Annotated in this window: 27 protein-coding genes, 1 tRNA gene and 1 pseudogene; 22 read left to right on the top strand and 7 right to left on the bottom strand. The window is 59.7% G+C overall.

Going from position 1 to position 25,595, the window contains the following annotated elements:
- Nucleotides 1–78: 78 nt before the first annotated feature.
- Nucleotides 79–1,356 (bottom strand): OprD family porin, encoded by a 1,278-nt coding sequence (locus tag LJY18_RS10950; RefSeq protein WP_238041815.1) that lies wholly within the window; start codon nucleotides 1,354–1,356, stop codon nucleotides 79–81.
- 746 nt (nucleotides 1,357–2,102) lie between these two features.
- Here LJY18_RS10950 and LJY18_RS10945 point away from each other — a divergent pair.
- Nucleotides 2,103–2,528, top strand: coding sequence for an HIT family protein (locus LJY18_RS10945; protein WP_238041814.1), 426 nt, complete (start codon nucleotides 2,103–2,105; stop codon nucleotides 2,526–2,528).
- Between the two features lie 3 nt (nucleotides 2,529–2,531).
- Complete coding sequence (locus tag LJY18_RS10940) at nucleotides 2,532–2,738, top strand: SlyX family protein (protein WP_238041813.1); 207 nt, start codon at nucleotides 2,532–2,534, stop codon at nucleotides 2,736–2,738.
- A 69-nt stretch (nucleotides 2,739–2,807) separates the two neighbouring features.
- Here the strand turns inward: LJY18_RS10940 and LJY18_RS10935 are convergent, their stop codons facing one another.
- The 6 genes and pseudogenes from LJY18_RS10935 to LJY18_RS10915 all read right to left on the bottom strand — a co-directional run bounded on the left by LJY18_RS10935 (nucleotide 2,808) and on the right by LJY18_RS10915 (nucleotide 7,471).
- Nucleotides 2,808–3,032: a cold-shock protein gene (locus tag LJY18_RS10935; protein ID WP_172147515.1), complete on the bottom strand. Its 225-nt coding sequence runs from the start codon at nucleotides 3,030–3,032 to the stop codon at nucleotides 2,808–2,810.
- A gap of 63 nt (nucleotides 3,033–3,095) precedes the next feature.
- Nucleotides 3,096–3,416: pseudogene (locus LJY18_RS22565) on the bottom strand (cold shock domain-containing protein membrane protein); the annotation flags it as partial.
- Between the two features lie 169 nt (nucleotides 3,417–3,585).
- Nucleotides 3,586–4,653 carry a GGDEF domain-containing protein gene (locus LJY18_RS10930; protein WP_238041812.1) on the bottom strand — a complete coding sequence of 356 codons (1,068 nt, stop codon included), beginning with the start codon at nucleotides 4,651–4,653 and terminating at the stop codon, nucleotides 3,586–3,588.
- Between the two features lie 173 nt (nucleotides 4,654–4,826).
- The gene (locus LJY18_RS10925) at nucleotides 4,827–5,297 is read right to left on the bottom strand and encodes a Dps family protein (protein WP_238041811.1); all 471 of its coding nucleotides are present in this window, start codon (nucleotides 5,295–5,297) and stop codon (nucleotides 4,827–4,829) included.
- A gap of 136 nt (nucleotides 5,298–5,433) precedes the next feature.
- Nucleotides 5,434–6,252 (bottom strand): SDR family oxidoreductase, encoded by an 819-nt coding sequence (locus tag LJY18_RS10920; RefSeq protein ID WP_238041810.1) that lies wholly within the window; start codon nucleotides 6,250–6,252, stop codon nucleotides 5,434–5,436.
- A 100-nt stretch (nucleotides 6,253–6,352) separates the two neighbouring features.
- Nucleotides 6,353–7,471: an HD domain-containing phosphohydrolase gene (locus LJY18_RS10915; protein ID WP_238041809.1), complete on the bottom strand. Its 1,119-nt coding sequence runs from the start codon at nucleotides 7,469–7,471 to the stop codon at nucleotides 6,353–6,355.
- Nucleotides 7,472–7,753: 282 nt separating this feature from the next.
- Here LJY18_RS10915 and aspS point away from each other — a divergent pair, with 282 nt between their 5' ends.
- The 20 genes from aspS (at nucleotide 7,754) to benC (ending at nucleotide 25,483) form a co-directional block, all read left to right on the top strand.
- Nucleotides 7,754–9,529: an aspartate--tRNA ligase gene (gene aspS / locus LJY18_RS10910; protein ID WP_238041808.1), complete on the top strand. Its 1,776-nt coding sequence runs from the start codon at nucleotides 7,754–7,756 to the stop codon at nucleotides 9,527–9,529.
- 88 nt (nucleotides 9,530–9,617) lie between these two features.
- A complete protein-coding gene (locus LJY18_RS10905; RefSeq protein WP_238041807.1) occupies nucleotides 9,618–10,364 on the top strand; it encodes a YebC/PmpR family DNA-binding transcriptional regulator in 747 nt (248 codons plus the stop codon).
- Nucleotides 10,365–10,540: 176 nt separating this feature from the next.
- A complete protein-coding gene (ruvC, locus tag LJY18_RS10900) occupies nucleotides 10,541–11,065 on the top strand; it encodes a crossover junction endodeoxyribonuclease RuvC (RefSeq protein WP_079201317.1) in 525 nt (174 codons plus the stop codon).
- 21 nt (nucleotides 11,066–11,086) lie between these two features.
- A complete protein-coding gene (ruvA, locus tag LJY18_RS10895) occupies nucleotides 11,087–11,692 on the top strand; it encodes a Holliday junction branch migration protein RuvA (protein WP_238041806.1) in 606 nt (201 codons plus the stop codon).
- A 6-nt stretch (nucleotides 11,693–11,698) separates the two neighbouring features.
- Nucleotides 11,699–12,751, top strand: a complete 1,053-nt coding sequence (ruvB, locus tag LJY18_RS10890; RefSeq protein WP_238041805.1) for a Holliday junction branch migration DNA helicase RuvB — start codon at nucleotides 11,699–11,701, stop codon at nucleotides 12,749–12,751.
- Nucleotides 12,752–12,804: 53 nt separating this feature from the next.
- Entirely contained in the window at nucleotides 12,805–13,257 is a 453-nt protein-coding gene (gene ybgC / locus LJY18_RS10885) for a tol-pal system-associated acyl-CoA thioesterase (RefSeq protein WP_238041804.1), read from the top strand.
- A 2-nt stretch (nucleotides 13,258–13,259) separates the two neighbouring features.
- Nucleotides 13,260–13,955, top strand: a complete 696-nt coding sequence (gene tolQ, locus LJY18_RS10880; protein ID WP_238041803.1) for a protein TolQ — start codon at nucleotides 13,260–13,262, stop codon at nucleotides 13,953–13,955.
- A gap of 32 nt (nucleotides 13,956–13,987) precedes the next feature.
- Complete coding sequence (gene tolR, locus LJY18_RS10875; protein WP_238041802.1) at nucleotides 13,988–14,440, top strand: protein TolR; 453 nt, start codon at nucleotides 13,988–13,990, stop codon at nucleotides 14,438–14,440.
- Nucleotides 14,440–15,438 carry a cell envelope integrity protein TolA gene (tolA, locus tag LJY18_RS10870; RefSeq protein ID WP_238041801.1) on the top strand — a complete coding sequence of 333 codons (999 nt, stop codon included), beginning with the start codon at nucleotides 14,440–14,442 and terminating at the stop codon, nucleotides 15,436–15,438. The genes tolR and tolA overlap by 1 nt, the downstream gene beginning before the upstream one ends.
- Complete coding sequence (gene tolB / locus LJY18_RS10865) at nucleotides 15,435–16,733, top strand: Tol-Pal system beta propeller repeat protein TolB (protein WP_238041800.1); 1,299 nt, start codon at nucleotides 15,435–15,437, stop codon at nucleotides 16,731–16,733. Before tolA ends, tolB begins: the two co-directional genes overlap by 4 nt.
- A 69-nt stretch (nucleotides 16,734–16,802) precedes the next feature.
- Complete coding sequence (gene pal / locus LJY18_RS10860; protein ID WP_238041799.1) at nucleotides 16,803–17,303, top strand: peptidoglycan-associated lipoprotein Pal; 501 nt, start codon at nucleotides 16,803–16,805, stop codon at nucleotides 17,301–17,303.
- 5 nt (nucleotides 17,304–17,308) lie between these two features.
- The gene (gene ybgF / locus LJY18_RS10855; RefSeq protein ID WP_238041798.1) at nucleotides 17,309–18,124 is read left to right on the top strand and encodes a tol-pal system protein YbgF; all 816 of its coding nucleotides are present in this window, start codon (nucleotides 17,309–17,311) and stop codon (nucleotides 18,122–18,124) included.
- Between the two features lie 129 nt (nucleotides 18,125–18,253).
- Nucleotides 18,254–18,901, top strand: coding sequence for a 7-carboxy-7-deazaguanine synthase QueE (queE, locus tag LJY18_RS10850; RefSeq protein ID WP_238041797.1), 648 nt, complete (start codon nucleotides 18,254–18,256; stop codon nucleotides 18,899–18,901).
- Between the two features lies 1 nt (nucleotide 18,902).
- Nucleotides 18,903–19,577: a 7-cyano-7-deazaguanine synthase QueC gene (queC, locus tag LJY18_RS10845; RefSeq protein WP_238041796.1), complete on the top strand. Its 675-nt coding sequence runs from the start codon at nucleotides 18,903–18,905 to the stop codon at nucleotides 19,575–19,577.
- A 57-nt stretch (nucleotides 19,578–19,634) separates the two neighbouring features.
- A tRNA-Lys gene (locus tag LJY18_RS10840) sits at nucleotides 19,635–19,710 on the top strand.
- A 506-nt stretch (nucleotides 19,711–20,216) separates the two neighbouring features.
- On the top strand, nucleotides 20,217–21,062 hold the full coding sequence (locus LJY18_RS10835; protein WP_238041795.1) for an IclR family transcriptional regulator: 846 nt from the start codon (nucleotides 20,217–20,219) through the stop codon (nucleotides 21,060–21,062).
- Nucleotides 21,063–21,323: 261 nt separating this feature from the next.
- The gene (locus LJY18_RS10830; RefSeq protein WP_238041794.1) at nucleotides 21,324–22,277 is read left to right on the top strand and encodes an AraC family transcriptional regulator; all 954 of its coding nucleotides are present in this window, start codon (nucleotides 21,324–21,326) and stop codon (nucleotides 22,275–22,277) included.
- 236 nt (nucleotides 22,278–22,513) lie between these two features.
- A complete protein-coding gene (gene benA, locus LJY18_RS10825) occupies nucleotides 22,514–23,875 on the top strand; it encodes a benzoate 1,2-dioxygenase large subunit (protein WP_238041793.1) in 1,362 nt (453 codons plus the stop codon).
- Nucleotides 23,876–24,364 carry a benzoate 1,2-dioxygenase small subunit gene (gene benB, locus LJY18_RS10820; protein ID WP_238041792.1) on the top strand — a complete coding sequence of 163 codons (489 nt, stop codon included), beginning with the start codon at nucleotides 23,876–23,878 and terminating at the stop codon, nucleotides 24,362–24,364.
- A gap of 108 nt (nucleotides 24,365–24,472) precedes the next feature.
- On the top strand, nucleotides 24,473–25,483 hold the full coding sequence (gene benC, locus LJY18_RS10815; protein ID WP_238041791.1) for a benzoate 1,2-dioxygenase electron transfer component BenC: 1,011 nt from the start codon (nucleotides 24,473–24,475) through the stop codon (nucleotides 25,481–25,483).
- Nucleotides 25,484–25,595 lie beyond the last annotated feature (112 nt).

Here is a 25,595-nt window from a genome sequence, read left to right as displayed (position 1 = left end):
GCCCGGTGTGTAATCGGCAGGCAAGAAAAAGCCCGGCAGAAGCCGGGCTTTTCATATCGCTAACGAATTACAGCTGAATTACAACACGCTCAGCGGATATTCGACGATCAGGCGGAAGTCATTCACGTCAGCGCCATACTCGTCGTTCTGTACGCCGTTGGCGCGCCAGATGGCGTTACGCACGCGGAAGGACAGGTCCTTGGCGGCGCCTTCCTGGATCACGTACTTGGCTTCGAGATCCCACTCGTGCTCTTTGCCTTCGCTAGCTGCGCCGGTTTCGATGTTGTCACCGGTGGTGTAGCGGGTCATGAAGCTCAGGCCCGGAACGCCATAGGTGGCCATGTTCAGGTCGTAGCGAACCTGCCAGGAGCGTTCGTCTTGACGATCGAAGTCGGAGTACTGAACGGAGTTGTTCAGCCAGATAGTGCCGCCGCCGTCGACGCCGTAAGCATAGGCAGAGTCGCCGGAGGAGCGCTGATGGCCCAGGGTGAACTTGTGGCCACCCAGGGAGTAGGCAGCAGCCAAGCTCCAGATCTTGTTGTCGACGTCGCCCGAAAGTTTCTGGCCGTCATCGGTAGTTTTGTAGCCGTTGAAGTCGAAGTTCAGCGCCTGATCGTCTGCCAGTGGCAGGTTGTAGTTCAAGTTGACATAAGTCTTCTTGAAGTGGTCTTCGACGTCGGAGGCGTGGATGGCGCCGCTGAAGTTGTCGGTGAAGCTGTAGCTGGCGCCGACGATATTGGCGGACTTCAGGCCGAAGGTGTCGCGATCGGTGCTGGTCTGGCTGCTCAGGGCGGTGAAACGACCGGCGGTCAGTTCAAGGCCTTCGATTTCATTGCTGGTCAGCAGGGTGCCGGTAGCCACTTCAGGCAGGATGCGGCTGTCGTCGGTGCTGAAGACCGGGCTGCCGGTCATCTGGTTGCCGTATTTCAGGACGGTGTCGGAAATACGGAACTTGATTGCGCCGCCAACTTCGGTCTGGGTGTCATCGCCGCGACCGCTATCGGTCTGGTCGAATTGGCCCGAACCGAAACGACCGCGGCCGCTGTCCAGCTTGATGCTGGAGAGGGAGTGGGCATCAACGCCTACGCCAACGGTGCCTTGGGTGAAGCCGGACTCGGCCAGCAAACGAATGCCCAAGCCGGTTTCTTCACGGTAGCCATGGCTTTTGCCGGTTACAGAATTGGTATTGGAGCCACCATTCCGAAAATCGCGGTTGTGATACAGGATGCGATTGAAGATATTGAAAGTGCTGTCTTCAAGAAAGCCCTTGGATTCGGATTGGCTGGATGCCACGGCCATTTGGGTACTGCCCGCTGCTACTGCGAGGGCGATTACGCTCCACTTCATCACTTGCATCGTGATTGCTCCTTTGGTTTAGAAGAGTTGCGCTGTCCAGTTGATTGTTATATGGACAGCTCTTTCTTTTTGTGTCGGCGCTAACTTATAGCACGCAGCTAAAGTTGGCGATAGTTGCAATCCACTCATTGCACTTTGTTCACGGTCGTGTCGCAAAAGACGATGAAGCATGTCGCAATTATGTAGATTCCTGCGTGTATACAGCAGCGCTGACAAAATCTGGATTTTCGGTTGCGGTTAGCCTGGATTTGTTACCTGGTGGCAAGGTGTCCCGGGCGTCGCAGTAACCTAAAGCAAAAGTCGTGCACAAAAAACCGGGCTTTCAATATTTGTTGAGCTTTTTGCCGTGGCTGGGCTCTCTCTTGCAGGCATTCTAAAGGCATCGTCGTCAGGTTTCATAGGGGGTGCAGGCGCTCTTTGTCGCTTGTGGGTGCGGCGAAGGAATGGTTGGTCTGGCGCCTGTTTCCGTGTTGTTGGCAGCATTCTGCTGGGAAGGGGGCAGGTTGCAGTGGTAACGCCTGCCGCGATTCTGATTACGGTAGGAAACAAACCATGCGCAAGTGTGCGCAATAGTGGTGCGCGGCTCACTTGCTGCATGGCCTGCTTGTAGCGCCTTTGCAGTGCGCGAGTGTGTAGGTGAATCTGCTGCGGCTCCCGCGTATCCTGCTGGCCGTCGCTGGGCATGACGGGTTTGTGCTTATGGCACTAAGCTTTGTCTATTCAATGGTGTGGCAGGAGGGTGGCCTATGTTTGTTTTGGATTCTCGTTTGCAGCAGGACACTCTGCCGCTGGGCGATTTTTCGCTGTGCCGTTTGCTGTTGATGAATGATGCGCACTACCCCTGGTTTATCTTGGTGCCCAGGCGCGAAGAGGTGAGTGAGGTGTTTCAGCTCGATACCGACGATCAGCAAGCCTTGTGGCAAGAAACCACAAGGCTTGCCGAGACGCTGAAGGATGCCCTGGGGGCCGACAAGATGAACATCGCCACCCTGGGCAATATGGTCGGCCAACTGCACATGCATGTGATTGCTCGGCGTCGTGATGATGCCGCCTGGCCGGCCCCTGTGTGGGGCAGGCTGCCTGCCCAGCCGTATAGCGATGAGCAGGTACTGGCGATCAAGGACAGGTTGCGCCTGGTGCTGACCGAAAATTTCTGTTTTATCGAGGGCTGAGGGATGAAGGCGGAGCAACGAATCACCGAGCTGGAAAGCCGTTTGGCTTTTCAGGATGACACCATTCAGGCACTCAACGATGTGCTGGTGGCGCAGCAGCGTGAGTTGGATCGACTGCAATTGCAGGTCGCGGCTTTAGCCAGGCGTCAGGATGAGTTGGGTGGGCAGCTCGACGCGGCTGAAGATGAGGCGCCACCGCCTCACTATTAGTATCTAGAGCCGGTCGCCGTAATAAACAGAAAAGCCCGCATTCTGCGGGCTTTTCTGTTTTTCCTGTGGTTAGCGGCGGGCGGGGGAGGCGGCAATTACGTCTTCCGCCTGCAAGCCCTTGTCGCGTTGCATGACGGAGAACTCGACGCGCTGACCTTCGACCAGTACCCGATGCCCTTCACCACGAATTGCGCGAAAGTGCACAAAGATGTCGTCACCTGAGTCGCGGGAAATGAAGCCGAAACCCTTGGATGTATTGAACCACTTGACTGTGCCGGTTTCCCGATCGGTCATGTTGTGAGTTGCCGCGGCGGTGTTGTTGCGTACTTGCAAGCGCAGGTTGGTTGCCAGGTGAAGCAGCACTGCGATGAGCACAGTGAGCAGGCTGAGCAGGGTGGCAGGCAGATCGGCAATCGTTGGTAGGGGTGCCAGTAGGATCAAGGCTTGCAGCAATGTACCCAGTATCAGCAAGGCAGAAACCAGATTTTGCAGTTGATGGCGCAGGCCGGCATGCCAAATAGGCAGTTGGGGTGCCAGGATCAGGTTAATTAGGCCGAGCAAGGCAAGGCACAGGGTTTCTGGCTGTTGCAGGAATGGCAGGGTGTCATTGCTGAGGCTTGGCACAAATGAAAGCAGCAGGGCGCTGAAGCCCGCTAGCAGGTGGACGATTTTCAACATATTCAATGAGCTCACTTAGTAAAAGGATCGCCAGGAAGAGCCAGTTGCACACGCATTGCCTTGGGTTGAGGGCGTTGTGGATGCGCGTGTAATCGGCCTATGCGCTGATCCAATGGCTCGGAACAGCGGCACGGGGCGTATTTAACAGCAAAGAGGTGAGCTACTCAAATCAAGCGCTTAGGGCGCTTTCGCAGAGCTCGGGGTGTACCTGGTTGCGACCGCTGTGTTTGGCTTGGTAAAGCGCGTCATCCGCGCGGGTCAGCAGGCTTTCCGGGTTGTCGCCGGGTTTGGCGAGGGCGAAACCGAAGGAGGCGCTGATACTGTCGAGTACCTGGTCGGTGCGGCGCACTTTTATACGCAGCGACTGGATTTTTGTGCGCAGGTTTTCGGCAAAGGCGTATGCGCTCTGGGTATCGAAGCATTCGCGAAGAATTACGCAGAACTCTTCGCCGCCGTAGCGTGCGGCGGTGGCGCGCGGTGGCAGTGCATCGCGCAGCAGTTGACCGACATGCTGCAGAACCCGATCACCCAGGGGGTGGCCATATTGGTCATTGAACTGTTTGAAGTGGTCTATATCCAGCATCACCAGGGCCACGCCCTGATGTTCGCCAGTCAGCGCCTGTTCGAGTAGGCGGGTAAAGGCGTGCCGGTTGAATACCTGGGTCAGGCTGTCGAGGGTTGCTGCGACGTGGGCGCGTTCCAGTTGGCCGCGCAGGTGCTGGATCTCATTCTGCGCTGCGCGTATGCGGTAGAGGAACTTCTCTTGCTGATCCTGCATCAGCTGGGTGCTTTGTTGCAGGTCGTTCAATACGTTGGGCAGGTCATCGATAATCGGTTCTCTTAGTGCGGCGAGACCCTGTGCCAGGCTGGTTTGATAGTTGTGGCTTCCGGCTACGCTGATAGAAACATCGTCTTCAATGCCATCGACCAGTTCGATGACTTGTTGTTGACCGGCGCGGGCTTCTTCGAGTTCATGGCGAATGATGTAGTCGCGGAACAGTTTGACGGCGGCTTCCGTTGGAAAGCTGTCGAAGTCTGTGGCGATCTTGTCCAGGCGACGATTGAGTTCCGGCTCCTGGCCTTGGCAGTAGGTGTACCAAAGGGCGTAGTGCAGCGGGTTGGGGGCGATGCCGTGCCGCATCATCAGGGGTACGGCCTGCTTGAGCAGGGCGGCCGCTTCACGCGTGTCTTCTGGGTAGCGCTCAACAATGCTGGGGGTTTTGTTTGGCTTGCTCATGCACGTCACTGTGACAAGTTGCAGATGGTCGAAGCATAGAACAAGCACCAGTCTTGCGCCTAGGAACATTTCGGCGCCACCGCGAGCCTGTTGCAAGTTACAGGTAAAGACCGGGGCTGGTCTTCACCTGTTGGTTGTTTCAATCAGTTGACGGGTATCGGGGCGGTGCCCTGTCAGGCGTCGAGCAGGCTGCGCAGCATCCAGGCGGTTTTTTCATGCACTTGCATGCGCTGGGTCAGTACGTCTGCGGTAGGCTCGTCGCTGACCTTGTCGAGCAGGGGGAAGATCCCGCGAGCCGTGCGAATCACGGCCTCCTGCCCCTGAACCAGTTGCTTGATCATGTCGGCAGCGCTGGGTACACCTTCCTCTTCCTTGATCGAGGACAGGCGTGCATAGGCGGCGTAAGTGCCGGGTGCCGGGAAGCCCAGGGCGCGGATTCGCTCGGCGATCTGGTCGACGGCCAGTGCCAGTTCGGTGTATTGCCCTTCGAACATCAGGTGAAGGGTGTTGAACATCGGGCCGGTGACGTTCCAGTGGAAGTTGTGGGTTTTCAGATACAGGGTATAAGTGTCGGCGAGCAGGCGAGACAGGCCTTCGGCGATGGCAGCGCGATCCTGCTCAGCGATTCCGATATTGATTTCCATACCATTTATCCTTTTATCAGGTGAGTCGGAGCTTGTCTGGCTCCGTGATGGGCAGAGCCTAACATGGGCTCTGCGAGCTTGATCTTGGCTTAAAGTTAATAGGCACCATTGTCTGAGGCTATGGGGCGCATGAGGTTCAACGCTTGCGCAAGAGCATGGCCAGCAGCTTGGGGTAGGCGCCTGGCAGCAGCCGTTGAATCCAGTCGAGGAGGCGGGCGTCGTTACCGATCAGGATGCGTGGACGTTTGCTTTTGAGTCCTTCGACGATAATCCTGGCGGCCTGTTCCGGGGTGGTTCGGGCCAGCTTGTCGAAGTCTGAGGCGGCTCGGGTGGCGTCGCATTGGCCGTTGATGCCCTGGTAAAAGCGCGCCGAGCGGGCGATGTCGGTTTTGACCCCGCCAGGGTGAACACAGCTGACCCTTACGTTGCTGTTGTGCAGTTCCTGGCGCAAGGCTTCGGTAAAGCCGCGGACGGCAAACTTGCTGGCGTTATACGCCCCCTGTGAGGGCATGCTGACGATGCCGAAAATGCTGGAAACATTGACGATGTGACCTGCGTTGTTTTCCAGCAGGTGCGGCAGGAAGGCTTTTGTACCGTGCACGACACCCCAGAAATTGATGTCCATTATCCATTCGAAGTCCTCATAGCCCAGGTTCGCAATGGTTTGTGATACAGCCACGCCGGCGTTGTTGATGATCAGGTGGGCGCTGCCGTGGTGGGCCAGTACGGCGTCGGCAAAGGCGAAGACTGCTGTGCGATCGGCTACGTCGAGGATGTGGCTGCTGACCTGGTGGCCGTGCTGGTGCAAGGCGCTGGCGATGCTTTCCAGGTTGGTGGCATTTATGTCCGCCAGGGCCAAGTGGCAGCCCTCCTGGGCCAGTAGTTCGGCGAGGGCGCGGCCAATGCCTGAGCCTGCACCGGTTATTACGGCTACCTTGCCTGCAAGCGATTGCATATTGCTCCTTGAGTCGAGCCGGGGCTCGACGATGTGTGTCTGTCGATGAATGGTCGGTGGGGCGAGCGTAGGTCGGCGCGGCCGCCTGGCGCAAGGGGGGTCAGGGGTGAGCGAGTGCGGGGAGTTGCTGGAGGGTGCGGTTGAATATGTCGACCCAGTGCGGGCTAAATTGCTGGCCTGCCAGGCCGTTGATTTCGAGGATGGCGCGCAGTAGCGGGCGCTTGCTCAGGGTTTGGTGGGCGCGTTCGTGGGTGCGGGCATCGAAGGTGTCGACGATATTGATAATCAGGGCGCCGGGGCGAATTTCACGCTCCGACAGGCCTCTAGGGTAGCCGCCACCGTCGGCATGTTCATGGTGTTGCAGGACGATGTCGGCGGCCGTTTCCCACTGGGGTAGTCGTTTCAGTAGGTCATAAGCCAGGTGTGGGTGTGATTGCATCTGCTGGCGCTCATCGTGATTGAGGCGGGCTTCCTTGTGCAGCGTGTCCAGCGGCAGAAAGGTCATGCCCAGGTCATGCAGGCACACGGCAGCTGCCAGCTGCGCTGGGGGTTCCGGTGTATTGCCGAGCTGGTTGATGGCCAGGGCCAGGTCCAGTTGGCGCAAGCCGCGGCCCTGCCAAAAGTGCGAGCGCCGCTCGCTGGCTTGCATCAGTTCGATGAAGAACAGCAGGTCTTCGTCCGGCACAATGCCGTGCTGCTCGAGCAGTTCGGCGGCCTTTGGGTCGCATGACGTTGTGGGGGCGGGGAGCTGGCTGTGGGGGTCGAGCTGTTGCAGGAGCGAACGGCGGGCCTCGGTCTGTCGAAATGCGGGTGCGCCGGCCAGTTCGCGCAAGGCGTGGCTGAGTGCATCGAGCTGCGTGCGGTCGAGGCGGGCAGTGGGGCCGCCCAGGCCATGCGCGATCAGCTCTTTGAGGTGATCCAGGGTTACCAGCAAAATGTCGCCAAGCAGGTTGTCGAAGTTCAAGCGTGCCTCGCGCAAGCAGGCCAGCACATCTTCCATGGCCTGTGGCAGGGGCATTAGCGCGCTCAGGCCGATATAGCCCAGATTGCCCTTGATGGTATGAACCTGGCGAAACAGGTCGTTCAGCTTTGCTCTATCGTCGGGGCAGTGCTCCAGCTCGATAAGCAGTTGTTCGCTGCGCTGAAACTGCTCTGCGGTTTCCTGGCGAAAATCTGCCAGCACATCATTAGGTAGGTCGGCAGGGCTGGGTGCGGTCATGGGCGATCTCCGTCTAGGTGGAGCTGAGTATAGGCGGACGGACAAAAGCGCTTGGGGCGGCGGCTGCAAGTGGCGGCTTAACCATATATAATCCCGCGCTTTGCCGCGAAACGCGGGTTGAGGGCGGTCAGGCGCAAGCGCGCCGTTGGTCGATTGCTGGCCCCGTCGCATGTAGCAATTGCAGAAAATACCGCGTGAACCTGCCGGCAGGCATGGCCCCGGACAAGCGCCGCAATCCACGCGGTCCAACGAATTCAAGACTCAAGAGAAGCGATTACCACCATGATGCGCAGCCATTATTGCGGCCAACTGAACGAGAGCCTGGACGGCCAGGAAGTCATCCTTTGCGGTTGGGTACATCGCCGCCGAGACCATGGCGGGGTGATCTTCCTCGACATCCGTGACCGCGAAGGTCTGGCCCAGGTGGTATTCGATCCTGATCGCGCCGAGACCTTTGCCGTCGCCGATAAAGTGCGCAGCGAATATGTGGTGAAGATCACCGGCAAGGTGCGCCTGCGTCCCGCTGGTGCTGGCAATGCCAACATGGCCAGCGGCGCCATCGAGGTGCTCGGTTATGAGCTGGAAGTGTTGAACGAGGCGGAAACCCCGCCGTTCCCGCTCAACGAGTACAGCGATGTCGGCGAAGAAACCCGCCTGCGTTACCGCTTCATCGACCTGCGTCGTCCAGAAATGGCGGCCAAGTTGAAGCTGCGTTCGAGCATCACCACCAGCATCCGTCGCTACCTGGACGAGAACGGCTTCCTCGACGTGGAGACGCCGATCCTCACCCGCGCCACGCCTGAGGGTGCGCGTGACTACCTGGTACCGAGCCGCACCCACGCCGGCAGTTTCTTCGCCCTGCCGCAGTCGCCGCAGCTGTTCAAGCAGCTGTTGATGGTCGCCGGCTTCGACCGCTACTACCAGATCGCCAAGTGCTTCCGCGACGAAGACCTGCGCGCCGATCGTCAGCCGGAATTCACCCAGATCGACATCGAGACCAGCTTTCTCGATGAAGCCGACATCATGGGCATTACCGAGAAGATGATCCGCCAGCTGTTCAGGGAAGTGCTGGATGTCGAATTCGCCGACTTCCCGCACATGACCTTCGAGGAAGCCATGCGCCGCTATGGCTCGGACAAGCCGGACCTGCGCATCCCGCTGGAGCTGGTGGATGTTGCCGATCAGCTCAAGGACGTCGATTTCAAGGTGTTCAGCGGCCCGGCCAACGACCCGAAATCCCGGGTTGCGGCGTTGCGCGTGCCAGGTGGGGCGAGCACACCGCGCAAGCAGATCGACGACTACACCAAGTTCGTCGGCATCTACGGTGCCCGTGGCCTGGCCTATATCAAGGTCAACGAGCGCGCCAAGGGTGTCGAAGGTCTGCAGTCACCGATCGTCAAGAATATCCCGCTGGACAATCTCAACGTGATCCTCGATCGCGTCGGTGCGGTCGATGGCGATATCGTGTTCTTCGGTGCCGACAGGGCCAAGATCGTCAGCGAAGCCCTCGGCGCGCTGCGGATCAAGCTGGGCCATGACCTCAATCTGTTCACGTGCGAGTGGGCACCGCTGTGGGTCGTTGACTTCCCGATGTTCGAGGAGAGCGACGATGGCAGCCTGAATGCACTGCACCACCCGTTCACCGCGCCGAAGTGCAGCCCCGAGGAGTTGGCGGCCAACCCGGCCACCGCGCTGTCGCGTGCCTACGACATGGTACTCAATGGCACCGAGCTGGGTGGCGGCTCGATCCGTATCCATCGCAAGGAAATGCAGCAGGCGGTGTTCCGCCTGCTCGGCATTGGCGAGGAGGAGCAGCAGGAGAAGTTCGGCTTCCTCCTCGATGCCCTCAAGTTCGGTGCGCCGCCACATGGTGGTCTGGCCTTCGGTCTGGATCGTCTGGTGATGCTGATGACCGGCGCCCAATCGATCCGCGAAGTGATTGCCTTCCCGAAAACCCAGAGCGCGGCCTGCGTCATGACTCAGGCACCGGGTGTGGTGGATACCAAGGCGTTGCGCGAATTGCACATTCGCCTGCGCGAGCAGCCCAAGGCCGAGTAAGCCTTGCCGACGACAAGGAGCCTGGGTTTGCCAGGCTTCTTCGTTATGGGTTGTCCGAAACCTGATTTAAGTGATGACGGAGTGAGTTATGGCTGGTCATTCCAAATGGGCCAACATCAAACACCGCAAAGGGCGTCAAGACGCCAAGCGCGGCAAGATCTTCACCAAGCTCATTCGTGAGCTGACCGTTGCCGCCAAGGGCGGTGGTCTGCCGGCCGACAATCCGCGTCTGCGCCTGGCCGTGGAAAAGGCGCTGACCGCCAACATGACCCGGGACACCATCGACCGGGCAATCGCCCGTGGCGTCGGCTCGGACGAAGCCGACAACATGGTCGAGCTGAGTTACGAAGGTTATGCGCCCAGTGGCGTGGCAATCTTCGTCGAAGCCATGACCGATAACCGCAATCGCACCGCAGCCGAAGTGCGCCATGCCTTTACCAAATGCGGCGGCAACCTGGGTACCGATGGTTCGGTGGCCTACATGTTCGAGCGCAAAGGGCAGATCAGCTACGCCCCGGGGGTCGATGAAGATGCCTTGATGGAGGCGGCGCTGGAGGCCGGTGCCGACGATATCGTCAGTGCGGAGGACGGTTCGGTCGAGGTCTATACCGCGTTTGCCGACTTCCACGCGGTAAACGAGGCGCTGGGCCATGCCGGGTTCAAGGGTGACGAGGCCGAGGTGGCGATGATCCCGTCGATCAGTGCGCCGGTCACGGACCTGGAAACCGCACAGAAAGTGATCAAGCTGATCGACATGCTGGAAGACCTCGACGACGTGCAGAACGTCTACCACAACGCCGAGATCCCCGACGAGATCATGGAGCAGCTTGGCTGATTGTTGCTTGAGCGAAAGGGCCGGAAGTTGCTGGGAAGAAGTTGCCCGGGAGCTCCCGGCTTTTTTATGGCTGCTATGTGGGTGACGGCGCCGATGCCTGCCCCTATACTCGCCGACTGGATAGATAAACAGTATGGCCGTCGGCATTGGTCGACAACTCGAGCGGATGGTAGGGCATGACGTTGATCCTCGGTATCGACCCCGGCTCGCGCATCACCGGTTATGGTGTGGTGCGTGATACCGGACGCAGCTGTGAGTATGTCGCCTCGGGCTGTATCCGTACTGGTAGCGGCTCGATGCCGGAGCGGTTGCAAATCGTTTTTCGCGGCGTGCGCGAGGTGATCGAGACCTACGGGCCGGTGACCATGGGCATCGAGCAGGTGTTCATGGCGCGCAACCCGGACTCGGCGCTCAAACTGGGCCAGGCCCGCGGCGTCGCTATCGTGGCGGGGATCGAGGCGGGGCTGGATATTGCCGAGTACACCGCGACCCAGGTCAAGCAGGCGATTGCCGGCACCGGTGGCGCGGACAAGGAGCAGGTGCAGATGATGGTCATGCACTTGCTCAAGCTGGTGCAGAAACCGCAGATCGATGCCTCGGATGCCCTGGCGATTGCGCTGTGCCATGCCCATCACCGTCAAAGCCTGATTCCACACGGTCTGGTCGCCGCCAAGCGGCGCGGCGGCCGCCTTCGTTTATAGCCTTACTCAAGGAAAGCAGCGGTGATTGGACGTTTGTGCGGCACCTTGGCGGAGAAACAGCCGCCACATTTGATTCTGGATGTGAATGGTCTGGGCTATGAGCTGGAAGTGCCCATGACAACCTTGTACCGTTTGCCCGCGCTCGGCGAGCCGTTGACCCTGCACACGCACCTGGTGGTGCGTGAAGATGCGCACCTGCTCTATGGCTTCTTCGAGAAGCGCGAGCGCCAGCTGTTTCGCGAGTTGATCCGGCTTAACGGCGTTGGTCCGAAACTGGCGCTGGCCTTGATGTCCGGGCTGGAAGTCGATGAGCTGGTGCGTTGCGTGCAGGCGCAAGACACTTCGGTACTGGTGAAAATCCCCGGCGTCGGCAAGAAAACTGCCGAGCGCCTGCTGGTTGAGTTGAAAGATCGCTTCAAGGCTTGGGAGGCGGTGCCGGGCATGGCGACTCTGGTCGTTGAACCTCGCGCCGCTGGTGCAGTCCCACATGCGGAGAATGATGCAGTCAGCGCGCTTATTTCCCTGGGTTACAAACCTCAAGAAGCCAGTCGCGCCGTATCCGCCGTCAAGCAAGATGGGCTGAGCAGTGAAGATATGATCCGTCGTGCCCTGAAGGGAATGGTGTAACTCCCGATGTTAGAAGCAGATCGCCTGATTACCGCCACTACCCGCGACCGCGATGAGCAGGTCGATCGTGCCATTCGGCCGTTGAAGCTGGCCGAATACATCGGCCAGCCGAGCGTGCGCGAGCAGATGGAGCTGTTCATCCAGGCCGCCAGGGGGCGCAGTGAAGCCCTCGATCACACCCTGATCTTCGGTCCGCCGGGGCTTGGCAAGACCACCCTGGCCAATATCATCGCCCAGGAAATGGGGGTGTCGATCAAGAGCACCTCCGGCCCGGTGCTTGAGCGGCCGGGCGATCTGGCCGCACTGCTGACCAATCTTGAACCGGGTGATGTGCTGTTCATCGATGAAATCCATCGCCTCTCGCCGATCGTCGAGGAAGTCCTGTATCCGGCAATGGAAGATTTTCAGCTCGATATCATGATCGGTGAAGGTCCGGCCGCGCGTTCGATCAAGCTCGACCTGCCGGCCTTCACCCTGGTTGGCGCCACCACGCGCGCGGGCATGCTGACCAACCCGTTGCGCGATCGTTTCGGTATCGTCCAGCGCCTGGAGTTCTACAACACCGAGGACCTGACCACGATTGTCACCCGTTCGGCAGGCATCCTCGGGTTGCCGATCGAGGCCCAGGGCGCCTTCGAGATCGCCCGGCGCGCCCGCGGAACGCCGCGTATCGCCAATCGCCTGCTGCGACGCGTACGGGATTTCGCCCAGGTGCGTGGCCAGGGTGACATCACCCGGCAGATTGCCGATTCGGCGCTGAATTTGCTGGATGTCGATGAGCGCGGCTTCGATCACCAGGATCGTCGCTTGCTGCTGACCATGATCGAGAAGTTCGATGGCGGTCCGGTAGGGGTCGACAGCCTGGCGGCGGCGATCAGTGAAGAGCGCCACACCATCGAAGATGTACTGGAGCCTTACCTGATTCAGCAGGGCTACATCATGCGTACGCCGCGCGGACGCGTGGTGACCCGGCATGCCTACCTGCATTTCGGCCTGAACATGCCGAAACGCATGGGGGAATTACCGCCCGTCGACTTGTCTGCTGTTGATGACGACTAAGCAAAAAATACTTTCTGCCAGTGATTGGCAAGTTCAGGAGCTAGCACTAGAGTATGCACGCGCAAAACGGAGTTCAGCCTTTCGCCTATCGTTGCCGGGTCTATTTCGAAGACACCGATGCAGGCGGCATCGTCTACTACGTCAACTACCTCAAATTCATGGAACGGGCTCGCACCGAGCGGCTGCGTGACCTGGGCTTTGCCCAGTCGACGCTGGCGGGTGAGGGCCTGTTGTTTGTCGTGCACTCCAGTGAGGCGCGCTATCACGCGCCGGCACGGCTGGATGATGAGTTGCTGGTAAGTGCGCAAGTAATGGAATTAAACCGTGCCAGCCTGCGTTTTCGTCAGCAGGTCAGGCGGGCCACGGATGATGCGCTGCTCTGTGAAGGGCAGTTCCTGGTGGCCTGTGTGCGCGCCGACAATTTGAAACCCCGGGCCATTCCCGAAGCTCTGCGTGCGGCCTTTGCCGGCCTCAGCGACGTGGATAAAGCCAAAGCAGGAGAGTAAGCGTGGAAGCCAACGCAGTTGACCACATGTCGATGTGGAGTTTGATCAGCAATGCCAGTCTGGTGGTGCAGCTGGTGATGTTGACGCTGGTGGCCGCCTCGGTCACCTCGTGGGTCATGATTTTCCAGCGCAGCACCTTGCTGCGCGCCGCCAAGCGCGCCCTGGACAACTTCGAAGAGCGTTTCTGGTCCGGTATCGACCTGTCCAAGCTGTATCGCCAGGCGGGTAGCAACCCGGACCCTGACTCAGGGCTGGAGCAGATCTTCCGCGCTGGCTTCAAGGAGTTCTCCCGACTGCGTCAGCAGCAGGGTGTCGATCCCGATGCGGTAATGGACGGGGTGGCGCGCGGCATGCGCGTGGCTATTTCGCGTGAAGAAGAGAAGCTCGAGCAGAGCCTGCCATTCCTGGCCACAGTCGGCTCCACCAGCCCCTATATCGGTTTGTTCGGCACCGTGTGGGGGATCATGAACGCCTTTCGCGGCCTGGCCCAGGTGCAGCAAGCGACTCTGGCCACCGTGGCGCCGGGTATTGCCGAGGCGCTGATTGCCACCGCTATCGGCCTGTTTGCGGCGATTCCCGCGGTCATCGCCTACAACCGCTTCACTTCGCGTGGCGAGATGTTGATCGGTCGCTACTACACGTTCGCCGATGAGTTTCAGGCGATCCTGCACCGCAAGGTACACACCAGCGACGACTAAGCCTTAGGCTCTCTCAAGATAGGTTTCAAGCCATGGCCAGAATTCGCAACAGACGCAAGCCGGTTTCCGAGATGAATGTGGTGCCCTACATCGACGTGATGTTGGTACTGATGGTTATCTTCATGGTCACCGCGCCGATGCTCAACCAGGGAGTCAAGGTCGATCTGCCGCAGGTCAGCAGTGAAGTCTTGCCCCAGGATAATAACGCTCAGGTCCTGACGATCTCGATCAAGGCAGACAAGTCCTACTTCTGGAATATGGGCACGGAAGTCGATGTCGATACCGTGCAGGATCAGGCCATGACCCTGGAAGACATGACCGCGGCCGTAACCGCGATCATTCGGCAGAGCCGTGCCCAGGGTAAGCAGGTACAGGTGTTCGTTCGCGGCGACAAAGCGGTCGATTACGGTAGCGTCATGGCGGCCATGAGTGGCTTGCAGCAGGCCGACGTGGGTAACGTCGGGCTGATCACCGAGGCCCCCTGATGCGTCAGCAACGCGAGCCGTCTCCGTCGGAAAGTCTGTTTTGGCCAGTGGTTTGGGCTGTGGCGCTGCATACCTTGATGTTCGCCATGCTGTTCGTCAGCTTTGCTTTCGCTCCTGACTTGCCGCCGGCCCGGCCGATCGTCCAGGCAACCCTGTATCAGCTGAAGTCACAGAGTCAGGCGACCACCCAGACCAACCAGAAAATTGCCGGTGAGACCAAGAAAACCACCGCGCCGATTTATGAGAGCGAACAGCTGGAGCAAAAGAAGGCCGATAAGGAAAAACAGGCCATTGCGGCTAAAGCTGCGGAACAAAAGAAGGTCGAGGAGGCTCAAAAGGCCGATGCGGCGAAGAAAGCCGATGCGGCTAAGCAGTCGGAAGCAGAAAAGAAAGCGGCCGAGCAGAAGAAACTAGCCGAGATCGCCAAGAAAAAGGCGGCGGATGAGGCGGCGAAGAAGAAGGCTGCCGAGGACGCCAAGAAGAAAACGACGGAAGACGCCAAGAAGAAGGCCGCCGAAGACGCCAAGAAAAAAGCCGCATCCGAAGCCGCCAAGAAAAAAGCCGCGGATGATGCCAAGAAAAAGGCTGCCGAGGCAGCTCAGCGCAAGGCCACAGAAGACAAGAAGGCCGCCGCCTTGGCCGAACTGTTATCTGAGGATGTCGGTCGTCAGCAAGCGCTGGCCGATGAAGTGGGCGACCAGGTTGCCGGCAGTCTCGATGATTTGATCGTCAAGTTGGTCAGCGAGCAGTGGCGCAGGCCGCCATCTGCGCGTAACGGCATGAGTGTAGAAGTACTGATCGAGATGTTGCCCGATGGCACCATCATCAACGCCAGTGTCACCCGCTCCAGTGGCGATGCGCCCTTTGACAGTTCCGCGGTACAGGCGGTGCGTAACGTTGGCCGTATCGCTGAAATGCAACAATTGGATCGCGCTACTTTCGATCGACTTTACCGGCAGCGACGTGCCGTCTTCAAACCGGAGGATTTAGGTCTGTGAATACCCTGATGCGTATCGTCTTGCTCGGTCTGGCCATGTTGGCAGGTGCGGTGCAGGCGGCTGATCCGCTAGTGATCAGCACAGGTACTGACCGTGCGACACCTATCGCCGTCGTGCCATTCGGCTGGCAAGGTGGCACCGTATTGCCGGAGGATATGGCCAAGATTATCGGCGATGACCTGCGGAACTCGGGGGTATTCGAGCCTGTTCCACCGCAGAACATGATCAGCCGGCCGAGCCAGGCCAGTGAAATCATCTACCGCGACTGGAAAGCCCTGGGCGCGCAATATGTCCTGGTTGGCAGCATGTTGCCCAGTGGGGGGCGTCTACAGGTGCAGTTCGCCCTGTTCAATGTGGCCACCGAGCAGCAGGTGCTGACTGGTAGCGTCGGCGGCGGAACCGATCAGCTGCGTGATATGGCGCACCATATCGCCGATTTGTCGTTCGAGAAGCTGACCGGGGTCAAGGGCGCGTTTTCCACGCGCATGCTCTATGTCACTGCCGAACGCTTCTCGGTCAACAACACCCGTTACACGCTGCAGCGTTCCGACTACGACGGTGCCCGTGCGGTGACCTTGCTGCAGTCGCGCGAGCCGATCCTCTCGCCATCGTTTGCGCCGGATGGCCGTCGTATCGCCTACGTGTCGTTCGAGCAGAAGCGTCCGCGCATCTTCGTCCAGCACATCGACACAGGCCGGCGTGAGCAGGTCACCAACTTCGAGGGGCTCAACGGTGCGCCGGCATGGTCGCCGGATGGCAGCCGTCTGGCATTCGTTCTGTCTAAAGATGGCAACCCGGAAATCTATGTGATGGAGATGGGCTCGCGACAGTTGCGTCGTGTGACCAATCAGGGAGCGATCGATACCGAGCCATTCTGGGGGAAGGATGGCAGTACCATCTATTTCACCTCGGATCGATCCGGTAAGCCGCAGATCTATAAGACCAATATCAACAGCGGAGCGGTGGAGCGGGTGACCTTCGTTGGTAACTACAATGCCAACCCGAAGCTCTCTGCGGATGAGAAGACCCTGGTGATGATCCATCGCCAGGAGGGGTACACCGTGTTCAAGGTAGCGGCCCAGGACCTGCAGCGTGGCAATTTGCGCATTCTTTCCGACACAAGTTTGGATGAATCACCCACTGTTGCACCCAATGGCACCATGCTAATCTACGCGACCCGCCAGCAGGGTCGGGGAGTCTTGATGTTAGCGTCCATCAATGGACGTGTAAGGCTCCCTCTTCCTACCGCTCAAGGCGAAGTTCGAGAGCCTTCCTGGTCCCCCTACCTGAACTGATGCGGCGCTACACCGTTGTATTGCTACGTAATACTGCTTAACACACTGGGGTTCATTAGGAGTTACATGATGGAAATGCTGAAATTCGGCAAATTTGCTGTACTGGGTCTGGCTCTGGCCGTTGCTGTTGGTTGTTCGTCCAAAGGCGGTGATGCCGCTGGTCAAGGTGACGCTGTAGATCCGAACGCTGGTTACGGTGCTGACACTGCTTCCGTAGATAGCAGCATGAGCGAAGAAGCTGCTCTGCGCGCTATCACCACGTTCTACTTCGAATACGACAGCGCCGACCTGAAAGCCGAAGCTATGCGTGCACTCGACGTTCACGCTAAGGACCTGAAAAGCAACGGCGCTCGCGTTGTTCTGGAAGGCCACGCTGACGAGCGCGGTACTCGTGAATACAACATGGCTCTGGGCGAGCGTCGCTCGAAAGCCGTTCAGCGTTACCTGGTGCTGCAGGGTGTTTCCCCAGCTCAGCTGGAACTGGTTTCCTACGGTGAAGAGCGTGCGATTGCCACTGGCAACGACGAGCAATCCTGGGCTCAGAACCGTCGCGTAGAACTGCGTAAGTAATAGCCATGCATACCTGCCGCCGTGCTCTGACTATTTTGGCCCTCTGCCTGCCGTTTACGGCTTGGGCCGAGGTTCCTGTGGTGGATAACAATGCCGATTATGGCAGTAGCAGTTATCCGCCCGCTGGTTATGGCACGTCCGGCGCCTACGCCGGGGGAGGGGTTGAAACCCCGATCTCGGCGCAAGGCATGGTGTTTACCCAGCTGCAACAGATGCAGCAAGAAATCGCGCAACTGCGCGGCATGCTCGAAGAGCAGCAGAATGAAATTCAGCGTTTGAAGCAAGAAGCCCTGGAGCGTTACCAGGATCTTGATCGGCGTTTGAGTAGTGGAGCAGCAGGTGCTGCGGCCACCCAGAATTCCCCTGCCGTTGGTGCTGCTGGCGCCATTGGCAATTCAGCGGCGGCAGCTGGTCAGTCGCCAGGCAACAGTGATCCGGCTGATCCGGAGAAGGAAAAGCTGTTTTATGACGCTGCCTTCGATCTGATCAAGGCCAAGGATTTTGACAAGGCCAGCCAGGCGTTTACTGCCTTCGTGCGTAAATACCCGAACAGCCAATATGCCGGCAATGCCCAGTATTGGCTGGGCGAGGTGAACCTGGCCAAAGGCGATCTGCAGGGTGCCGGTCAGGCCTTTGCTCGTGTCAGTCAGTCCTATCCGCAGCATGCGAAGGTACCCGACTCGTTGTTCAAGCTCGCTGACGTTGAAATGCGTCTGGGTAACACGGACAAGGCCAAAGGTATTCTGCAGCAGGTGATTGCGAAGTATCCGGGGACCTCTGCGGCGCAACTGGCGCAGCGGGATTTGCAGCGGATGCCATAAGGAATCAGTTGAAAGCTGCAAGCTGTAGTGATAAACCCGCGCCTGTCGCGGGTTTTTTCGTTACAATCCGCGCCCCTTTTCCCGCAACGGAGGCGGATGGCCTGTTTAGCCGTCACGCCCGTGGCTGATATGCAAGATACCCTGCGAATTACCGAAATTTTCTACTCGCTGCAGGGCGAGACGCGCACCGCCGGCTTGCCGACCGTGTTCGTTCGCCTGACCGGCTGTCCCCTGCGCTGCCAGTACTGCGACACCGCCTACGCTTTCAGTGGCGGCGAAGTCGTGTCTCTGGACGCCATCGTTGAACAGATCGCCAGCTACAAGCCGCGCTATATCTGTGTGACTGGTGGCGAGCCCCTGGCGCAACCTAACTGCATCCCTCTGCTCAGACGCCTATGCGATGCCGGCTATCAGGTGTCGCTGGAAACCAGCGGCGCGCTGGATGTGACGGCGGTCGATCCGCGGGTGAGCAAGGTGCTCGACCTGAAAACCCCCGGCTCGGCAGAGGTGGCGCGCAACCGCTATGAGAATATCGAGTTGTTAACGGCGAACGACCAGGTCAAATTCGTGATTTGCTCGCGCGAAGACTATGACTGGGCGGTGACCAAGCTGATCCAGTACCGATTGCAAGAGCGCGCGGGTGAGGTGTTGTTCTCGCCGAGCCACCATGAGTTGAGCGCACGTGTGCTGGCCGACTGGATAGTCGCTGACAACCTGCCCGTGCGATTGCAAATGCAGTTGCACAAGATTCTCTGGAACGACGAGCCGGGACATTGATATGAACGACAAGAAAGCGGTAATTCTTCTCTCCGGCGGCCTCGATTCGGCCACAGTGGTGGCGCTGGCCAAGGCCGAGGGCTACAGCTGCTACAGCATGAGCTTTGACTATGGCCAGCGCCATCGCGCCGAATTGCAGGCGGCCGAGCGGGTGGCCAGGCACCTGGGGGTGGTAGAACACAAGGTGATCGGCCTGAGTCTCGATGGCATCGGTGGTTCGGCACTGACCGACAGCACTATCGATGTGCCGGAAAGCCCCACCGAGGGCATCCCGGTCACCTATGTGCCGGCGCGCAATACCGTGTTCCTTTCCCTGGCCTTGGGTTGGGCCGAAGTGCTGGGCGCGCGGGATATCTTTATCGGGGTTAACGCAGTGGATTATTCCGGTTACCCGGATTGTCGCCCCGAGTTCATTGCAGCCTTCGAGCGCATGGCTAATCTGGCGACCAAGGCCGGCGTCGAAGGTCAGGGTTTCCGGATCCAGGCGCCGTTGCAGAACATGAGTAAGGCAGAGATCATTGAGGCGGGTATGCGCCATGGCGTGGATTACGCCCTGACGGTGTCCTGCTATCAGGCTGATGAGCAGGGCCGCGCCTGCGGCAAGTGCGACAGCTGTCGCCTGCGCGCGGCCGGTTTTGCCGCGGCGGCGGTGGCCGATCCGACTCCTTACCGTTAAAAGTTTGCTGCTGGGTGTTGATTTCCTGAATTAAATCAGTATCATGCGCCCTGCATCGGGTCGTTAGCTCAGTTGGTAGAGCAGTTGGCTTTTAACCAATTGGTCGTAGGTTCGAATCCCACACGACCCACCATATGTCCTTCCTCGGAAGGTTAAAGAAAGCCCGGATGTCCTTACTTCAAAGGCATCCGGGCTTTTTTGTGCCTGCTGTTTTTGCCCGCCACCATTGCAGGTCCGGCTGGCCTCAGGCGGTACCGCGACCTCTGTCGTCTTTCTCTCGGGTGGTAGCCCTCCGGAGTTGTTCCCCTGGTCGCGCCCAGGCGATGCGGTGCGCTCCTCTCAGCTAATGCATTGCGCAAGACCGGGTTGCTCACTGGCTGATCTTCAGGTCTGCCCGGATGACCTAAGGCTCCGGGTCTTATCCTGGCCATTGGCGCGATGACCGGGGGGGGAAGGGCGCGCGGCCACAAGAGTCGGTACGTGGTCCGGATCATACTCGGCGGGTGACGGCCAGTTGATCGGAACGGATGTCGACTGAGCGCCGGCAATGTTGCCTGATACGACTGTGGTGCAATTGCGATTATCAAACTCCCGTTCGATAATCGCATCGTTGTTGCCCCCATCTGCTCAGGAGGTTGTATGACCGATGCGCATCCATCGCTGTCCGGTCTGGTGCCGCCGGCGTATGTTTCTCCGGCCAAACGCATCGCCGATCTCAGTGGCGATCCAAACTTCATGACCTCTCTGGCGCGTGGCCTGGCGGTGATCAATGCCTTCCAGGAGCGCAAGCGCCACCTGACCATCGCCCAGATCAGCCATCGCACCGAGATCCCTCGCGCCGCCGTGCGTCGTTGCCTGTATACCCTGATGAAACTGGGCTACGCGACCACCGACGGGCGTACCTATTCGTTGCTGCCCAAGGTGTTGACCCTCGGCCATGCCTACCTGTCGTCGACGCCCCTGGCCGTATCGGCGCAGCCCTATCTGGACCGGATCAGCGAGCAACTGCACGAAGCCTGCAACCTGGCCACCCTGGAAGGCGAGCAGGTGCTCTATATCGCCCGCTCGGCGATTCCGCAGCGGCTGATCTCGGTGGACCTCAGCGTCGGCAGTCGCTTGCCGGCCTACTGCACGTCGATGGGGCGGATTCTCCTCGCGGCGCTGGACGACGACAGTCTGCACGACTACCTCAATCACGCCGACCTGCAGGCCAAGACCAGCCGCACCCTCTACACCCCCGAAGCCCTGTGGGAGTGCCTGCAACAGGTGCGTCAGCAGGGCTGGTGCCTGGTCGATCAGGAGCTGGAGCAAGGGCTGCGTTCGCTGGCCGTGCCGGTGTACGACTCCTCGGGGCATGTGCTGGCGGCGATGAACGTCAGCACCCACGCCGGGCGGGTGCCCGCCCGCGAACTGGAGCAGCGCTTCCTGCCGATCATGCTCAACGCCAGCCGCGAGTTGAGCGGTCAGTTGTTCAAGCCATTGTGAGTCAGGTGCAGAAACTACAGTGCTGAGCGAATGTGTGCGGTTATCGCGCACTGAGCATCCGACTTCTGTTCGAATTCACTAAGCTGTCGCAATCGCTATCAATGCCACCGGCGCATCGATCGATGCGGCTGGTGCTTGTTGACCGTTGATCGGTGCGGGCTGTTGGATGGCTGTTTTGCCTGTATCTATAAAGATATGAGGGCGGATGCCTTGCTTGTGTCGACCCTCAGTGCCAAAAAAATCATAAGAGCCCCATGAGTTATGGACAGTCGCCTGCTTAACGAGAAGAGTCGGATATTTCTCAATGCCGACCCCTATGCCGTCTCCGATTATGTGAATCAGCATGTTGGCTCGCATTGCATTCGTCTGCCCCGCAGCGGACGGCCCGAGGCCAGTCTCAGCCACCGTACCTTCGGTAGCCTGGACCTGTGTCGGATCAGTTACGGTGGCAGCGTACGGGTCACCTCGCCGGCGCTGGAGACCATCTACCACCTGCAGGTCCTCCTGCAGGGCCACTGCCTGTGGCGCGGGCGGGGCGAGGAGCACTTTTTCACCCCCGGCGAGCTGCTGCTGATCAATCCGGACGACCCGGTCGACCTGACCTATTCGGACGACTGCGAGAAGTTCATCGTCAAGCTGCCCTCGACCTTGCTCGACCGGTCCTGCGCGGAAAACCACTGGCGCCGGCCGGCCGATGGCATCCGCTTCGATGCACGCCACGATCTCAGCGAGCTGGATGGCTTCATCAACCTGCTCGGCCTGGTCTGCGACGAGGCCGAAGGCGTGCAGCAGATTCCCCAGGTGCAGGAGCAGTACACGCGGATCATCGCCACCAAGCTGCTCGGCCTGCTGGCCAACAACGTCAGTCGCGAGGAGTTGGGCGAAAGCTGCCCGTCGTTCGAGCGCATCGCCCAGTACATCGAAGACAACCTCAAGCAGGACATCTGCCTGGAACAGCTGGCCGAGGTGGTGCGCATGAGTCCGCGCTCGCTCTACGCGCTGTTCGAGCGGCATGCCGGCACTACGCCCAAGCACTACATCCGCAACAAGAAGCTGGAGAAGGTGCATGCCTGCCTGATCGATCCGACCGCCAGGGTGCGTAACATCACCGAGGTGGCGCTGGATTACGGATTCCTGCACCTGGGACGTTTCTCCGAGAGCTACAAGAGCGCCTTCGGCGAGCTGCCTTCCGACACCCTGCGTCGCCGCGGCTAAGCCATCTGGTCCTTACCGTCTGGCTTCGCGCGTAGGTTCCGTTTACTGAGCTTCTCCCCTCCGTGGGCGCGCTAGCGTTCACCCGCTGCCTGTTTCCCGATCCCCCGCTCATGCCGTTTATCAGTTTTCGCCGCCCTGCAGAAAACGGATAGAGGTCGTGTACAAAGTGGATATTGTCGGACAACCCTGAGTCGTAACCTTAATTCCGTTGAAACAATAATAACGGAGCCATGGCGATGACCCTGCGACTCGACTACCTGAACGGCCTGCTGCAAGAAGATAAAGACAAGGGCATTTTTCGCTGCAAGCGCGAGATGTTCACCGACCCACGGTTGTTCGATCTGGAGATGGAGCACATCTTCGAGGGCAACTGGTTGTATCTGGCCCATGAAAGCCAGATCCCCGAGAACAACGATTACTACACCACCACCATGGGGCGTCAGCCGATTTTCATCGCGCGCAACAAGGCCGGTGAGCTCAACGCCTTTATCAACGCTTGCAGCCATCGCGGTGCCATGCTCTGCCGCTTCAAGAGTGGTAACAAGGCCACCTACACCTGCCCGTTCCACGGCTGGACTTTCAACAATTCGGGCAAGCTGCTCAAGGTCAAGGACCCCAAGGAAGCGGGTTACCCAGACAGCTTCGACTGCGACGGTTCCCACGATCTGAAGAAGGTCGCCCGCTTCGAATCCTACCGCGGCTTCCTGTTCGGCAGCCTGCGTGAAGACGTTGCGCCGCTGGAGGACTTCCTCGGCGAGTCGAAGAAGATCATCGACATGATCGTCGACCAGTCCGCCGATGGCCTGGAAGTGCTGCGCGGCTCCTCCACCTATGTCTACGAAGGCAACTGGAAGCTGCAGGCCGAGAACGGCGCTGATGGCTATCACGTCACTGCCGTGCACTGGAACTACGCCGCCACCCAGCAGCAGCGCAAGCTGAAAGAAGCCGGTGACGATATCCGCGCCATGAGCGCTGGCGGCTGGGGCAAGAAGGGCGGTGGTTTCTACTCCTTCGACAACGGTCATCTGCTGCTCTGGACCCGCTGGGATAACCCGGAAGACCGGCCGATGTTCGCCGAGCGTGATCGTCTCGCCAGCGAGTTCGGTGAAGCGCGTGCCGACTGGATGATCGGCAACTCGCGCAACCTCTGCCTGTACCCGAACCTGTACCTGATGGACCAGTTCGGTTCGCAGCTGCGCATCGCCCGGCCGCTATCGGTGGACAAGACCGAAGTGACCATCTACTGCATAGCACCCAAGGGCGAGTGTGCCGAGGCCCGTGCCCGACGCATCCGCCAGTACGAGGACTTCTTCAACGTCAGCGGCATGGCTACTCCTGACGACCTGGAAGAGTTCCGTGCCTGCCAGCAGGGCTTCGCCGGTCGCGCCATGGAGTGGAACGACATGTCCCGCGGTGCCGAGCACTGGATCGAGGGCGCCGACGAGGCTGCCCAGGAGATCGATTTGCACCCGCTGATGAGCGGCGTGCGCACCGAAGACGAGGGCCTGTTCGTGCTGCAGCACCACTACTGGCAGCAGCAGATGATCAAGGCGCTGCAAGAGCAGCAGGACCAGCTGATTCACGTGGAGGGCGCGTAAATGAGCCTGACTTACGAAGCCGCGCGCGACTTCCTCTACCGTGAGGCGCGCTACCTGGACGACAAGCAGTGGGACGAGTGGCTGGAGCTGTATGCCAGCGACGCGACCTTCTGGATGCCGGCCTGGGACGACCGCGACCAGCTGGTGGAAAACCCGCAGACCGAGATCTCGCTGATCTGGTACGGCAATCGCAGCGGTCTGGAAGACCGGGTGTTCCGCATCCGCACCGAGCGCTCCAGTGCCACCATTCCGGATACGCGCACCTCGCACAACATCAGCAACATCGAACTGCTCGAGCAGGCCGACGGTGTGTGCAAGCTGCGCTTCAACTGGCACACCATGAGCTTTCGCTACAAGGTCGTCGACCACTTCTATGGCACCAGCTTCTACACCCTTGACACCAGCGGGCCGAATCCGCTGATCAAGGCCAAGCAGGTGGTCTTGAAGAACGACTACGTGCGTCAGGTCATCGACGTTTACCACATTTAAATAGCCGCTTCGGAGCCCGGGCGGGGATTGCCGGTGGGAGGTTGATCCTCCCGCTAGCGGGTTGTCTGCGCTCCGAAATCGCCACGAGTTGCTATAGCGAGGTGTGCCATGAGCCACAAGATCGCACTGAATTTCGAAGACGGGGTCACCCGTTTCATTGACGCCAATGTCGGCGAAACCGTTGCCGATGCCGCTTATCGTCAGGGCATCAATGTCCCGCTGGATTGCCGTGACGGTGCCTGCGGTGCCTGCAAGTGCTTCGCCGAAGCCGGCCAATACGACCTCGGCGAGGAATACGTCGAAGACGCGCTGAGCGAGGAAGAGGCCGAGCAGGGCTATGTGCTGACCTGCCAGATGCGCGCCGAGAGCGATTGCGTGGTGCGCGTGCCGGCGTCCAGTGACGTGTGCAAGACCCAGCAGGCCAGCTACGAGGCAGCGATCAGCGCGGTGCGCCAGCTCTCCGACAGCACCATCGCGCTGTCGATCAAGGGCGAGTCGCTGAGCAAGCTGGCGTTCTTGCCGGGCCAGTACGTCAACCTCAAGGTGCCGGGCAGCGAGCAGAGTCGCGCCTACTCCTTCAGCACTTTGCAGAAGGACGGCGAAGTCAGCTTCCTGATCCGCAACGTGCCGGGCGGCCTGATGAGCAGCTTCCTCACTGGCCTGGCCAAGGCCGGCGACAGCATGACCCTGGCCGGTCCCTTGGGCAGTTTCTACCTGCGCGAGATCAAGCGGCCGCTGTTGCTGCTGGCTGGCGGCACCGGCCTGGCGCCGTTCACCGCAATGCTCGAGAAGATCGCCGAGCAGGGCAGCGCGCACCCGCTGCACCTGATCTACGGGGTGACCAACGATTTCGACCTGGTCGAGATGGACAGGCTCGAGGCCCTGGCCGCGCGCATCCCCAACTTCACCTACAGCGCTTGCGTGGCCAGCCCGGACAGCAGCTATCCACTGAAGGGTTACGTCACCCAGCACATCGCGCCCAAGCATCTCAATGACGGCGACGTGGATGTCTACCTGTGCGGTCCACCGCCGATGGTCGAGGCGGTCAGCGGCTACATCCGCGAACAAGGCTTGCAACCGGCGAACTTCTATTACGAAAAGTTCGCCGCCAGCGCCTAAGGGCTCCTTTGGTCCGCTTACCGGTTAGGCGGGCCTGTTTTATTCGCGGCGCGGGCCGTAGCCCGCGCCCACGGGGCAGCGATGCGCCATTGCGCCGCCATCCTTCATCGAG

The sequence above is a fragment of the Pseudomonas sp. MMS21 TM103 genome (assembly GCF_022132145.1).
GTDB lineage: Bacteria > Pseudomonadota > Gammaproteobacteria > Pseudomonadales > Pseudomonadaceae > Aquipseudomonas.
Note: the sequence above shows the minus strand (reverse complement) of the source record. Positions and strands in the feature narration are given on the sequence as shown.

Bases quoted from the DNA above. Each gene is read 5' to 3' on its own strand.
- LJY18_RS10905 (WP_238041807.1), top strand. From the start codon at position 9,618: ATGGCTGGTCATTCCAAATGGGCCAACATCAAACACCGCAAAGGGCGT.
- benC (WP_238041791.1), top strand. From the start codon at position 24,473: ATGAGCCACAAGATCGCACTGAATTTCGAAGACGGGGTCACCCGTTTC.
- LJY18_RS10830 (WP_238041794.1), top strand. From the start codon at position 21,324: ATGGACAGTCGCCTGCTTAACGAGAAGAGTCGGATATTTCTCAATGCC.
- LJY18_RS10835 (WP_238041795.1), top strand. From the start codon at position 20,217: ATGACCGATGCGCATCCATCGCTGTCCGGTCTGGTGCCGCCGGCGTAT.
- LJY18_RS10940 (WP_238041813.1), top strand. From the start codon at position 2,532: ATGAAGGCGGAGCAACGAATCACCGAGCTGGAAAGCCGTTTGGCTTTT.
- queE (WP_238041797.1), top strand. From the start codon at position 18,254: ATGCAAGATACCCTGCGAATTACCGAAATTTTCTACTCGCTGCAGGGC.
- tolR (WP_238041802.1), top strand. From the start codon at position 13,988: ATGGCCAGAATTCGCAACAGACGCAAGCCGGTTTCCGAGATGAATGTG.
- pal (WP_238041799.1), top strand. From the start codon at position 16,803: ATGGAAATGCTGAAATTCGGCAAATTTGCTGTACTGGGTCTGGCTCTG.
- LJY18_RS10930 (WP_238041812.1), bottom strand. From the start codon at position 4,653: ATGAGCAAGCCAAACAAAACCCCCAGCATTGTTGAGCGCTACCCAGAA.
- LJY18_RS10925 (WP_238041811.1), bottom strand. From the start codon at position 5,297: ATGGAAATCAATATCGGAATCGCTGAGCAGGATCGCGCTGCCATCGCC.
- LJY18_RS10920 (WP_238041810.1), bottom strand. From the start codon at position 6,252: ATGCAATCGCTTGCAGGCAAGGTAGCCGTAATAACCGGTGCAGGCTCA.
- benA (WP_238041793.1), top strand. From the start codon at position 22,514: ATGACCCTGCGACTCGACTACCTGAACGGCCTGCTGCAAGAAGATAAA.
- LJY18_RS10945 (WP_238041814.1), top strand. From the start codon at position 2,103: ATGTTTGTTTTGGATTCTCGTTTGCAGCAGGACACTCTGCCGCTGGGC.
- LJY18_RS10915 (WP_238041809.1), bottom strand. From the start codon at position 7,471: ATGACCGCACCCAGCCCTGCCGACCTACCTAATGATGTGCTGGCAGAT.
- tolA (WP_238041801.1), top strand. From the start codon at position 14,440: ATGCGTCAGCAACGCGAGCCGTCTCCGTCGGAAAGTCTGTTTTGGCCA.
- benB (WP_238041792.1), top strand. From the start codon at position 23,876: ATGAGCCTGACTTACGAAGCCGCGCGCGACTTCCTCTACCGTGAGGCG.
- queC (WP_238041796.1), top strand. From the start codon at position 18,903: ATGAACGACAAGAAAGCGGTAATTCTTCTCTCCGGCGGCCTCGATTCG.
- ybgF (WP_238041798.1), top strand. From the start codon at position 17,309: ATGCATACCTGCCGCCGTGCTCTGACTATTTTGGCCCTCTGCCTGCCG.
- LJY18_RS10935 (WP_172147515.1), bottom strand. From the start codon at position 3,032: ATGACCGATCGGGAAACCGGCACAGTCAAGTGGTTCAATACATCCAAG.
- LJY18_RS10950 (WP_238041815.1), bottom strand. From the start codon at position 1,356: ATGCAAGTGATGAAGTGGAGCGTAATCGCCCTCGCAGTAGCAGCGGGC.
- aspS (WP_238041808.1), top strand. From the start codon at position 7,754: ATGATGCGCAGCCATTATTGCGGCCAACTGAACGAGAGCCTGGACGGC.
- ruvB (WP_238041805.1), top strand. From the start codon at position 11,699: ATGTTAGAAGCAGATCGCCTGATTACCGCCACTACCCGCGACCGCGAT.
- ruvC (WP_079201317.1), top strand. From the start codon at position 10,541: ATGACGTTGATCCTCGGTATCGACCCCGGCTCGCGCATCACCGGTTAT.
- ybgC (WP_238041804.1), top strand. From the start codon at position 12,805: ATGCACGCGCAAAACGGAGTTCAGCCTTTCGCCTATCGTTGCCGGGTC.